At 38.5% G+C, this 12,525-nt stretch carries 12 protein-coding genes; 5 read left to right on the forward strand and 7 right to left on the reverse strand.

Annotated features, from left to right (window positions below):
- Nucleotides 1-168: 168 nt before the first annotated feature.
- The 6 genes from queA to A5816_RS09915 form a co-directional block, all read right to left on the reverse strand.
- Nucleotides 169-1,200, reverse strand: coding sequence for a tRNA preQ1(34) S-adenosylmethionine ribosyltransferase-isomerase QueA (gene queA / locus A5816_RS09890; protein WP_086311254.1), 1,032 nt, complete (start codon nucleotides 1,198-1,200; stop codon nucleotides 169-171).
- A gap of 173 nt (nucleotides 1,201-1,373) precedes the next feature.
- Nucleotides 1,374-2,189 carry a PTS system mannose/fructose/sorbose family transporter subunit IID gene (locus A5816_RS09895; protein ID WP_002374239.1) on the reverse strand — a complete coding sequence of 272 codons (816 nt, stop codon included), beginning with the start codon at nucleotides 2,187-2,189 and terminating at the stop codon, nucleotides 1,374-1,376.
- Between the two features lie 12 nt (nucleotides 2,190-2,201).
- Nucleotides 2,202-3,053, reverse strand: a complete 852-nt coding sequence (locus tag A5816_RS09900) for a PTS sugar transporter subunit IIC (protein WP_002325219.1) — start codon at nucleotides 3,051-3,053, stop codon at nucleotides 2,202-2,204.
- Nucleotides 3,054-3,103: 50 nt separating this feature from the next.
- Nucleotides 3,104-3,589: a PTS sugar transporter subunit IIB gene (locus A5816_RS09905; RefSeq protein ID WP_002325218.1), complete on the reverse strand. Its 486-nt coding sequence runs from the start codon at nucleotides 3,587-3,589 to the stop codon at nucleotides 3,104-3,106.
- A gap of 17 nt (nucleotides 3,590-3,606) precedes the next feature.
- Nucleotides 3,607-4,053, reverse strand: coding sequence for a PTS sugar transporter subunit IIA (locus tag A5816_RS09910; protein WP_086311255.1), 447 nt, complete (start codon nucleotides 4,051-4,053; stop codon nucleotides 3,607-3,609).
- A 16-nt stretch (nucleotides 4,054-4,069) separates the two neighbouring features.
- Nucleotides 4,070-5,806 carry a class I mannose-6-phosphate isomerase gene (locus A5816_RS09915; RefSeq protein WP_086311256.1) on the reverse strand — a complete coding sequence of 579 codons (1,737 nt, stop codon included), beginning with the start codon at nucleotides 5,804-5,806 and terminating at the stop codon, nucleotides 4,070-4,072.
- A 202-nt stretch (nucleotides 5,807-6,008) separates the two neighbouring features.
- Between A5816_RS09915 and A5816_RS09920 the strand changes: the two genes are divergently transcribed.
- From A5816_RS09920 to A5816_RS09940, 5 genes are all read left to right on the forward strand, one after another.
- Entirely contained in the window at nucleotides 6,009-6,737 is a 729-nt protein-coding gene (locus A5816_RS09920; protein ID WP_002325215.1) for a GntR family transcriptional regulator, read from the forward strand.
- A gap of 119 nt (nucleotides 6,738-6,856) precedes the next feature.
- Nucleotides 6,857-8,032: a betaine/proline/choline family ABC transporter ATP-binding protein gene (locus A5816_RS09925; protein WP_086311257.1), complete on the forward strand. Its 1,176-nt coding sequence runs from the start codon at nucleotides 6,857-6,859 to the stop codon at nucleotides 8,030-8,032.
- A gap of 3 nt (nucleotides 8,033-8,035) precedes the next feature.
- Nucleotides 8,036-8,677 carry an ABC transporter permease gene (locus A5816_RS09930; protein WP_002293405.1) on the forward strand — a complete coding sequence of 214 codons (642 nt, stop codon included), beginning with the start codon at nucleotides 8,036-8,038 and terminating at the stop codon, nucleotides 8,675-8,677.
- Complete coding sequence (locus A5816_RS09935; RefSeq protein ID WP_086311258.1) at nucleotides 8,674-9,591, forward strand: osmoprotectant ABC transporter substrate-binding protein; 918 nt, start codon at nucleotides 8,674-8,676, stop codon at nucleotides 9,589-9,591. Before A5816_RS09930 ends, A5816_RS09935 begins: the two co-directional genes overlap by 4 nt.
- Entirely contained in the window at nucleotides 9,588-10,265 is a 678-nt protein-coding gene (locus tag A5816_RS09940; RefSeq protein ID WP_086311259.1) for an ABC transporter permease, read from the forward strand. Before A5816_RS09935 ends, A5816_RS09940 begins: the two co-directional genes overlap by 4 nt.
- Nucleotides 10,266-10,362: 97 nt before the next feature.
- Here A5816_RS09940 and A5816_RS09945 read toward each other — a convergent pair whose 3' ends face one another.
- On the reverse strand, nucleotides 10,363-12,186 hold the full coding sequence (locus tag A5816_RS09945) for an APC family permease (protein WP_002294202.1): 1,824 nt from the start codon (nucleotides 12,184-12,186) through the stop codon (nucleotides 10,363-10,365).
- Between the last annotated feature and the right edge of the window lie 339 nt (nucleotides 12,187-12,525).

Genomic DNA, 12,525 nt, shown 5'->3' on the forward strand with positions numbered 1-12,525 from the left:
AATTCAACACCGTGCTTTGCATGTATGATGGAAAGTTACAATCATTTCTGTTTATTTGAATCCTTCCGAGATACAAGAAAGCCGAGCTTATCGAGAGCTCGGCTTTTTCTTTGTCATTAAATCTTTGTAAAACTTTTTGATATTCAAAAATCAGTGCTTTTCATAACCTTATTTCACGAACATCGCATCTCCGAAACTAAAGAAACGATAGCGCTCGTCAATTGCATGCTGATAAGCAGATAATGTCAATTTTCTTCCGGCAAAAGCACTTACTAACATGACTAAAGTTGATTTTGGCAAATGAAAATTGGTTGAGAAAGCTTCCACCACTTTGAATTCATAGCCAGGCGTGATGAAAATATCGGTCCATCCACTGTCTGCTTTGATTTCTCCATTGAATTTCGTTCCAATCGTTTCTAATGTTCGAATCGAAGTCGTTCCGACAGCCACGATTTTCCCGCCGTTTTTACGTACTTGATTCAATCGTTCAGCTGCTTCTTCCGTCAAACGGTAGAATTCACTATGCATATGGTGTTCTTCGATCTTATCTACGCTGACAGGACGGAATGTACCTAACCCTACGTGTAGTGTCAGATAGACTAATTCAACACCCTTTGCTTCGATCTCATCAAGCAGTTCTTTCGTAAAATGCAATCCCGCTGTTGGCGCTGCAGCAGAACCATTTTCTTTCGCATAGACAGTTTGATAGCGATCTGGGTCTTCCAGACGTTCTTTGATATATGGTGGCAATGGCATTTCTCCCAATGATTCAAGAATCTCTAGGAAAATTCCTTCATACTCAAAGTCAATGATCCGTCCGCCGTGTTCCAATTCTTCTTTCACTACTGCTTGCAATCTGCCATCACCAAAAGAGATTCTTGTCCCAACTTTGGCACGTTTCGCAGGTTTGATCAATGTCTCCCACGTATCTCCTTCTGTATTCGTTAGAAGAAGGACTTCTAAATGAGCACCAGTATCTGGTTTTTCTCCATATAAACGAGCGGGCAGAACTCGTGTATTATTCATGACTAGCGCATCACCAGGGTGTAATTCTTCAATGATTTCATGGAAATGCTTGTCTTTCATTTCTCCAGTTTTCCGATCCAAAACAAGTAAACGAGAATGATCGCGGTCTTTTAATGGTGTTTGTGCGATCAACTCTTCCGGCAAGTCAAAATCAAAATCTTCTGTTGTTAACATATCGTCACTCACTTTCTATCATGTGCTTCATCATTCTATCATGTTTTTCGTTCTGTTGGCAAAAAACGAATTCTTACAAGTATATTGAGTACTAACTAAAAACGGATAGAGGCGATTGCTTCTATCCGTTAATTCCATTCTATATATTTATTATTTCATTAGCCTGACTCTTCTTAAAATATTCCGACCAATACTCCAATTGTTGTAATACCCGTTAAAATAAGAATCACTTTTACGGCACTCAAATGTTTTTGAGAAATAAGATACCAAGCTAGTAAAACCATGAGCAAAGGTAAAATTTTTGGAAAAACACCATCTAAAACAGATTGGAGCTTGACGCTTTCATCGCCACTCATGTATTTTATTTTCGTTGATAAAGCTACATAATTAGCAGATAGGCCTCCTACAACCATGATTCCCAAAATATTAAATGCATTTGTGATGTGTCTTGAATTTTCTCCAACAATCACATCAATTGCATCTACTCCAAGTTTATAGCCTTTCATAAAGCAAAAATAACTAATAAATAATCCAATCATGAAATAAGCTATCATATAAAAAATCGGACCCATGGGACTTCCATCTTTAGCCATTCCCATAGCAATCGACAATAAAATCGGGATGACGATACCTTGAATAATCGAATCACCAATCCCAGCAATCGGGCCCATCAAAGTAGCCTTGATGGCAGTCGGCATTTCCTCATCAACACCACTCTTATTAGCGATAGATTCTTCTAGTGAAGTCACGATCCCATTAATCAACTGTCCAGTTTGCGGTTCAGTATTATAGAACATAGAGTGACGGACCAAAAGTCTCTTTTGTGCCTCCAGATCATCTGAATAATACCGCTTGGCAAATGGCAAAAATGAATAAGCTTCCGCATGTGCTTGTAATTTTTCGTAAGACGAGGAGGATAAGGATGTCATAGCAAATCTTATCCATATTTGACGTAATTCTTTTTTGCTTAACTTTATTTTCTCAGTCATTATTTCTTCCTCCTAGAACATATCTTCATCTTCATAAGCTGCGTCATCTTTAGATGTATCGATTTCAGCCCCTAGATTTGTAGCTGCCAATGGTTGTTTTTGTTGGTTACTTGTTGCGATGTAAACCAAATAGGCAATCAGAGCGGCGATAAAAACTAATGCGAGTGTGCTGAGATTCGCAAATGCAATCAACACAAAACCGGCAAAGAAGAAAATAAGCTGGATTTTTTGTTTGATTACGATACTCATCAACATAGCAACACCAAGCGCTGGCAATACTCCGCCTAAGACAGCGATGATATCTGTGATTTGATGAGGAACACTATTCAATAACCAATTGACCATCCCTTTACCGAAATAAATAGCCAGAGTTACAGGAAGAAATCGAATGATGAAAATAACTAATTGCGGATAGATAACGTGATTATAAACAATTCCTTTACCGTCTGCATTTTCTGCTGCTTTCTGTGCACGATTATTGAAGAAAGAGAAAAACGCCTGTTTTGAGTTGTGGAAAATCAATCCGAATGTTTGCCCTATAAGAATAGCTAAAGTGACCGCTACTGCTGGATCCTTTGTAGTTGCCAAAGCGAGTCCCAGTCCACCATATGATGCATAAGTAATCTCACTATTTGTCGCACCGCCAGTAGATAAGTTCGCTATAAAAACTGCCTGTACGGCTAGTCCACATAACACACCTGCTTTCACATCTCCAAAGGCTAGCCCTGTCAAAAAACCTGCAACTAATGGCCGGCCAACAACGTAAAAACCACCTGTCACACCAAGAAGGGGTGCAGAATCAACTGCTCCTAAATAACAAAATATACCAGTTAAAGCAGCGGAAAGTAGTAAATTAATATCCATTTTTATCCCCCATTTAAAAAATATAATCCTTCGCCTACATCAAAATTATTCTAACTGTATTTTTTCTTGACAACTTCCCATGATTTTTTTTCATCATCTGGCAACAATTGGAAAGTTACCCGATACCCACTAGTTTCTAATTTTTCAAATGCATCATATTCGTTTTGAGTTAACGCAACATTACGCGCCACATTGATAGCACCTGTGCCGCCAGAAATAGGTCCTACATTTACTACTTTTCCAAAATCGATCCCTGCTTCTGCTAGTTGCGCAAAATAAGCTGGAGAATCAGTGATAAGAAAGAAATTTTTATTTGATTTTACTGCTTTTGGGATACTTTCCTTTGCTTGTTCAACTGTATAAATACCTAGCTTTAATTCTGCCGCTGCTGCTTTTAAAACCTTTTTTCTTAACTCATCCTTGGCCACTTCGTCGCTCACTACAAGTATTCCTTGAACAGCGTATTGCTTCGTCCAACGTGTCATTGTTTGCCCGTGTATAACCCGGTCATCTATTCTTGCTAATGTGATTGTCATTTTATTTCCCTCCGTTATTAAAAAAAGTCATCCAAATCATTATTTTCTACTTCCGAATCAAGCAGACGTTCGATTGAACTTTGTGCTGTTTCAACAGCCTTTCGAGCGTACAAAGTGAATGTTTCCTTGTCTACGTTTTTCTCAAACGAAAGCATCGTACCTATATCTAAAAGCATGGGAAGATTTACTCCAGAAATCACTTCAATATTCTCTGGATATTTCAATTTCAAACGATAACTCTCGTTATATGGTGTTCCCCCTTTGATGTCTGTGAATAAAAATAGATAATTATTTTTGATTTTTTCCTCGACTAAAGAATGGAATTGCTTAGAGAAAGTTTCGATTCCTTCTTCTGTCAGAGGTAATGCAAAAATATGCTCCGCCTTACCAGCAATCATTTGATAGGCATTTTTTAATTCGATGCTGAGTTGTCCATGGGAAACTAATAGAATGACTGCATTCATAAACGATCCCTCCTTGTCAAATTTTTACAAACGCTTGTATCACTGCGAATTTGCCTTTTTCTTTTGCCTTTAGCGTGTATTCCTTCACACTTTCTGGCACAATAAATGTTTCGCCATAATGGACTTCCATCGGTTGGAAAGTGTTATCAGTCGAGCCAACAAGAATTTCGCTTCCTTCAACTAGACATAACATATTGACGCTTTCATTTGTTTGTAGCTGAACCTCATCTGTGAACCAATGCCGGATACTATCTATAAATTCAATCTCTGCTAGACCTGTACGCTCACTCGCTACTCCTATTTGTTGATTTTCAAGCTTTTCACAATTTTCCAGTCTAGTAAAAAGGTGTTCATTAATGTATTCTTCATTTCGATCCATTTGTATATTCTCAATCCCATGTTCTAAATGAATCGGACGAGGCAGCCCATTTAGTCCCACACGCCCCCAGTCCCAAAGCTTAAAGGTAAAGATATACGGTGTGGCACTGATTTCAAGTACAACTGTATTTTTCCCTGAACAGTGTATGGTACCTGCTGGGATCGAAAAATGATCGTGCTTTTTGACAGTGATTTCATTGACATATTTTTCAGCTTCGAAATTTTCTCCAGTTTGATTGGCTTTTTTCAAGTCATTAAACAGGGTGTCTTTGGTTATTCCTGTTTTTGTCCCTAAATAGACCTTTGCTCCTTCTTTACAATCCAAAATGTAATAGGATTCATCTTGTGTAAAAGGCATCCCAAATTTATCAAAAGCGTATTCCGTTAAAGGATGGACTTGCAAACTCAAATTTCCTCCGTCCATCGTGTCCAAATAATCAAAACGGATCGGGAACTTTCTTCCAAATCTTGCTCGTACTTTCTCTCCCAACAAATTAGTTGTCTCTTCCTCCACCACAACTTGTGAAGGTATCTCAACAATGTCATTCTCGAATTGTAAAAGCAATGAGTTCTCTTCAGGAACACCGTCAAAAGCCCAACCATAATTTTCCTTGTCTTCTGGTAAATGAAAATTCTTTTTCATCCATTGACCGCCCCAAACACTTTCATCAAAATACGGTACTGTACGAAAGGGCTGTTTCGCTATTTGAGCAGTTGCCTGACGGTATTGACTGCCAGTGATCATTTTGGGCTGGTTAGTTTTGACCGTATCGATATAGTAATCGATTATTGGATATATACCATGCTGTAAACGATCTGCCATTGGCCATTCAAAAAAGAATCCTCTTTTAAATTTACCGATTCCTTCTTCATCAGGATTATTGGTTTTCCAATTGGTCATTTGTTCATTTCGGTAACGTAGCTGTATCTCCCAACGTGATACCCCTATAGAAATAAGAACATCTGCTTTTGTAAGAAGACTTGCACCAAATCCATAGATGACTTTTAATCCTTTACCTGCTAATCGTTCTCGTGCTGCTTCCAATTGTTCAGATGGATAAAAATCTTGGATATTATAATGAGAATAGACACCAAATACTCGATCTTCTGTGATATGATCTCGAATTTTTTTCTGAACTTCCTCTACTGTCAATCCGTATTCGTCTATAAAGATTTTTTCTTTGATTTCTGGAAACTCGCTAAGGAAATCGTTTTCAATTTCTTCTTTTCTTACTCCAGGATAGCATTCCAAAACGATGACTGCGTCTTCTCTATTACCTAGATAGCTTTTTATTTCTTCAATAATTGCTCTGTACCCTACAATCGCTTTTCCTTTATTTCTGACGTCTACAGTTGGCTTCAAATTATATTTCATCTCTAACAACCTTTCTATTGTCATTACATTATGATTATATAGCTAAGATACCATGATAACAATGGGTATTGATGTATGAAATTTCATTACAATAGCGTTAAATCAAGTGTATATTCTCATTATTTCTTAGTTTGTTATAATTATAAAAATAACCAAACTATGTTATAACAATAGTATGATGATTTATTTTAGGAGGGTAAAAATGAAAAAAACAGCAAGTAATATTCCTTTATATGCACAAATTGCTGATGAACTGCGAACAAAGATTTTTATGGAAGAATGGGTAACAGGTATGAAAATCCCTACAGAAGAAAATCTTTGTGAATCCTACCATGTAAGCCGCATTACCGTACGAACTGCTATCGACAGTTTAGTAAATGAAGGGCTAGTAGAAAGAAAAAGAGCAAAAGGAACGTTTGTGACGGATTGGAAAACAGAAAAAGATGAACATTTTACGCTTGTACGCTCTTTTACAGATGAAATGAGAGAATTAGGTAAAGAAATAAAAACGATTCATGCAAGTATTTCAATTGAGAAAGCCAATCGAAAAATAGCAAAACTCCTTAACGTGAGTCCTGACGAAAAAGTAATGGTCATGAGACGTACTCGTGCTACTACAGCTGATGAAAAGCCATTCGTTTATTTCATTACCTACTTTAAATATCGAGCAGATTTTCCTACAGAGGATTCGGCTTATTATGACTCCTTTTACGAACTATTGAACCGATATCATATTCAAGTAAACCAATCGAAAGAATATATTGAAGCCATATTACCAGACAAAGAAATACAGGAAGTATTGAATATTACAGAACATGAACCGATTTTAAAAAGAGTACGAATCACCAAACAACTTGAAACAGATTTCAGAGAATATAGTGAATGCTATTACATTGGAAACAAATATCGCTATTATATTGATTTTTCTTAAAAAGAAACGATCATGTCTCTAATTAAAATAAAAAAACTACCCTATTTGTATTTTTTCATTGTTTTAGGCATACTAGTAATAGATAGTTCTTCATTGAAAATAGAAAAAGAGGTGGCACCATGATTGAATTTCAAAATGTGTCAAAGATTTATAAAGGTGGGAAAGTTGCTGTAGAGGACGTCAATCTTTCATTTGAAAAGGGTGAGTTCATCTGTTTTATCGGTACGAGCGGGAGCGGAAAAACGACGACGATGCGGATGATCAACCGAATGACTGATCCAACACAAGGGAAAATTTTGATTGATGGAAAATCCATCCAAGAAATTGATCCAGTGGAATTGCGACGTCAGATAGGCTATGTTATCCAAAGTATTGGATTGATGCCTCACATGACGATCCGTGAAAATATCACTCTTGTCCAAAAATTGTTGAAAGTCAGTCAAGAAGAACGGAATAAAACAGCTGAAAAAATGATTGATCTTGTGGAATTGCCCCGTGAGATGTTAGATCGCTACCCACATGAATTATCTGGTGGTCAGCAGCAGCGTATTGGAGTCGTTCGTGCCCTTGCAGCGAATCAAGATATCATCTTGATGGACGAGCCATTCGGTGCGCTTGATCCCATCACTCGCGATTCTTTGCAAGACCTTGTCAAAGATTTACAAGAGCGCTTGGGAAAAACGATCGTATTTGTAACCCATGACATGGATGAAGCGATTAAACTAGCAAGCCGTATCGCCATCATGAGTGAAGGTCGTGTGATTCAATTCGATACACCAGAAAATATTTTACGTCATCCTGCAAACGATTTCGTAGAAGAGTTGATTGGAGAAGATCGCTTACTACAAGCAAAACCAAATGCGACAAGAGTCGGAGAAGTTATGCTAAATACAGCAATCACGATTACACCGGAAAAATCATTACAAGAAGCAATCAAACTGATGAGGGAAAAACGTGTAGATACGTTGTTAGTTACCGATAATTCGAATGTATTAAAAGGATTTATCGATGTAGAAACGTTGAATAAAAAACGAGGAAAAGTATCCAGCGTAGGCGACATTTTGAATAAACATGTTTTTTACGTAAAAGAATCCGCCTATCTTCGTGATACCTTGCAACGTATTTTAAAACGCGGTCTGAAATACGTGCCGGTCGTTGATGAACAGAACAAAGTCGTAGGTATCTTGACTCGCGCATCATTAGTGGATATTGTCTACGATGTGATTTGGGGAGAAGACCCTGCAACTACTGATGCTGCAGAGTCAGCTACTCCTGAAGAATCTAAGGAGGTCTGACCTATGCAGCAGTTTTTTCATCAGCACGGTTCAGAAATTCTCTCAAAAGGTTTTGAACATCTTTATATTTCGGGACTTGCTTTGATCATTGGTATCATCATTGCTGTACCGCTTGGTGTCTTACTGACACGTTTTCCGAAAGCTGCTACGATTGTGATTGGCTTAACCAGTGCCTTGCAGACAATCCCTTCTCTTGCTTTATTGGCATTGATGATCCCGCTATTTGGCGTAGGTAAATTACCTGCGATCATCGCTCTCTTTATTTATTCATTATTGCCAATTCTACGAAATACGTATATCGGGATGAAAAATGTCGATTGGAATTATCGGGATGTGGCAAAAGGGATGGGAATGACTGAGTTCCAATCCATTTTTTCCGTCGAACTGCCTATTGCTATGCCAACGATCATGGCCGGCATTCGTTTAGCTGCCGTTTACGTGATTGCATGGGCTACCCTTGCCTCTTATATCGGGGCTGGTGGTTTAGGTGATTTGATTTTTAGTGGACTGAATAATTACCAACCAGATCTCATTTTGGCAGGTACGATCCCTGTAACGATTTTAGCACTGTTGGCTGATTGGCTTCTAGGTCTCTTGGAACACCGGCTGACACCGATCGCACTTAGAGAGGAGAATGAAGAATGAAACGTATACTAAAAATGGCCATGGTTCTTTTCTCTCTTCTTATACTTGCGAGTTGTTCCTTCCCTGGACTTGCCAGCAATACAGATGAAGACACCATCTCGATCACAGGTGGGATCACTTCTGAAGCTCAGATCTTAGCAAGCCTAGTTGCCGGGATGGTTGAACATTATACAGATAAAAACACAGCGATCATCAACAATCTGGCTACTACAACTATCAACCACCAAGCGATGATGAACGGAGATGCTTCGATTTCAGCAGCTCGCTACACAGGAACAGATTTAACAACTACATTGAATCTTCCTCCTGAAAAAGATCCGAAAAAAGCTTTTGAAATCGTGAAAGATGAATTTGAGAAAAGATATGACCAAACGTGGTTCCCATCCTATGGTTTTGAAAATACGTATGTCTTTCTTGTTCGAAAAGACACCGCAAAAAAATACCATCTATCTAAAGTCAGCGATTTGAAAAATGTAGCGGATGAATTAGTAGCTGGTGTAGATACTTCTTGGATCAATCGTAAAGGAGACGGTTACGACGGCTTCCAGGAAACTTATGGCTTCTCTTTTAATTCGATATTACCCATGCAGATTGGACTTGTTTACGATGCAGTCGAAGCAGGTAAAATGGATATTGTTCTTGGCTACTCTACGGATGGACGGATTGCCAGTTATGATTTAGTCATGTTGGAAGATGATCGTCAATTCTTCCCACCATATGATGCTGCTCCAGTTGTAGACAACAAGGTATTAGCTGATACACCTCATTTAAAAGAAGCCTTAAATAAGTTAGGTCATACCATCAGTACGGAAAAAATGCAGGAATTGAACTACGAAGCAGATAATAATCTAGTGGAACCATCAGTAGTAGCACAACGTTTCTTACAAGAAAACCACTATTTTGAAGGGAAGTGAAGCAATTGGATAAAATGAATGTCTTTCAACAATTTTTCTATTATTTCCAGGAAAATGGCTCCTATATCTTTGCACAATTTATCCGTCACTTCCTGATTTCTATCTATGGTGTCCTCTTTGCAGCAGCTGTCGGGATTCCGGTCGGGATCATGATTTCTAGGAGACGTAAATTAGCAAACTGGGTGATTCGTTTGGCGAATATCATCCAGACGATTCCTTCCTTAGCCATGATCTCCATTCTGATCATTGGATTAGGTCTAGGAGTCAATGTCGTGATTGTTACTGTATTTTTATATTCCCTGTTACCCATTATCAAGAATACGTACACCGGGATGATCCAAGTAGACAAAAATATCCTTGATGTCGGCAAAGGCATGGGGATGACTGCTAGACAACGACTATTCATGGTAGAGTTACCACTCTCTGTTTCTGTTATCATGGCAGGCATAAGAAACGCGTTAGTTGTTGCCATCGGGATAACCGCGATCGGTGCATTCGTCGGTGCTGGTGGTCTTGGAGATATCATTATCCGAGGAACCAATGCAACAGATGGCACATCGATTATTTTAGCCGGTGCATTGCCAACTGCATTAATGGCGATCATCACAGACTGGCTTTTAGGTATTTTGGAAAGACGGCTAGATCCTGCTTCAAAAAAATCGCAGACAGAATGAATCAAGACAAAAAAAGGTCGTGGCGCTTGAGCGCTACGACCTTTTTTATTTAAATGATATTCAATAAACTACTTCGTGTCCCAGATTCTTGATGGACTTATTTCTTCAAATGGTAGCTATAGGTGCTGACAACGATATTTTCACGCCAAGACAATCGCAATCTTAACCGCAAACTTGTTTGGTTATGGAGAATATTCTGCCAACGTCTGTTTGGTACAAATTGAGGAATCAGCACAGTAGTTGTATAGTTTTGTTTCGCTGCATTTTTACTTACGATATCTACATACCGGATAATCGGATTTTCAATCGAGCGATAAGAAGAATGGACGATTGAGAAACGGACATCTGGGAAATGCTTTTTAAATTCTGCTTCGATTTCTTTTTCTTTTTCGACATCTTCGTCTAGCGAAACATGCATCGCAACGACATAATCACCGATCGAACGCGCGTAATTCAATGCACCGATATTTACCCGTGTCACATTCCCAACTAATACAAGAACGGTATTTCCGTCATAATCATGTAGTTTTGCATCATTTTCTAAACGAAGCTGTTCTGCCACTTTTTTATAATGATCATGAATCTTATAAAAAATGAACATAACGATTGGCATGATGATGAAGAAAGGCCAAATGTCCCCTAACCGATAGACGAACAAAATCGCAATGATTGCATATGAGATGAACGCACCTGTAATATTGGCAATCGATTTGCTTAACCATCTTTTTCCTTCTTTTTTCCATTTGACGACCATCCCTGTTTGAGATAAAGCAAATGGAATGAACACGCCGATAGAGTATAAAGGAATCAAGCGTTCTGTTGAGCCATGGAAAATAAACAGCAACACGATCGAACCTAGCGCTAGTGTGATAATCCCATTGGAATAGCCTAGTCGATCCCCACGATCTTGATACATGTGGGGCATGAATTTATCTTTTGCCAAATTGTATGCAAGAACTGGAAAAGCAGAAAAACCGGTATTGGCAGCAACGGCTAAAATCAGCGCTGTAGCAAATTGAAGGACGTAATACAAAATACCATGTCCAAAGACAGCTTTACCGATTTGAGACAAAACAGTGACTTCTTTTTCTGGAACGATTCCATACCAATAATTGATAAATGTGATTCCAACGAAGAAGAAACCTAAGATCAATGCCATCATCGTCAATGTGGCAGCGGCATTTTTGGCTCTTGGCTTTTTGAAGAATGGTACGGCATTACTGATAGCCTCAACCCCAGTTAAAGAGGAGGAACCAGAAGAAAATGCTCGTAAAATCAAGGCGATAGAAACCCCTGGAACAGCCGCCCCTGGAAGCGCAGTAGCTTGCAATGGCACAGCACCTGTCACGATATTATATAACCCAACAACGATTAGCAACGAGATCACAAGGATAAATGTGTACACCGGAAATAACAGGAACGATGCAGATTCTCTCAGACCACGAAGATTCAGCATCATCAGTAGTAAAACGATTGTCACAGAAATAGCAACTTGATGCCCGTATAATGCTGGCACCGCTGATGTGATTGCTTCAGCACCTGCTGAGACAGATACTGCTACCGTCAACATGTAGTCGATCAATAAAGAACCACCGGAAATCAAGCCCGCATTCTTCCCAAGATTCTCACTGCTGACGACATATGCTCCACCGCCATGAGGATAAGCATGGATGATTTGACGATATGATAGCGTTAAGGAAATCAATAAAATAATAACAAAAGCGGCAATGGGCAGCGAATACCAGATAGCTGCAGCAGACAAAGCGACTAAAACAACAACGATTTGTTCCGTACCATATGCAATAGATGATAACGCATCAGACGACAATAATGCCAAAGCAGCAAAACGGGTTAATTTGTGCTCATCATTTTCAGCAGATTTTAAAGGCTTACCTACTAACAACCTTTTTAAGTAATCCAATTTTTAAACTCCTTTACACGCAATTTTACTTCAAGTATTATAGTCGAAAATTTATAGTAAACAAGATGTTATAGTACGCTCACTGACCTTAAAAGTCAATAAACTTTAAGAAAATAATTGGAAAAAAACAGAAAAATATCAAGCGCTTTTTCAAACGCTTTAATACAGCAAAAATCTAACATTTTTTTATGGGCTTTTTCTTTGAATTCTATAATAAAAGGATAGAACTTGACTTAGAAAATCAGGTTCTATCCTTTTTTATATCTTAACTTTTGAAAGAGAAATGTGAAGCTGTTTTTTTGTTTGGTCATTCTTATTACTGCAGAACAGCTTTTTCAC

Origin of the sequence: Enterococcus sp. 3G1_DIV0629, assembly GCF_002141285.1 — a bacterium.
GTDB classification, from domain to species: domain Bacteria; phylum Bacillota; class Bacilli; order Lactobacillales; family Enterococcaceae; genus Enterococcus_B; species Enterococcus_B lactis.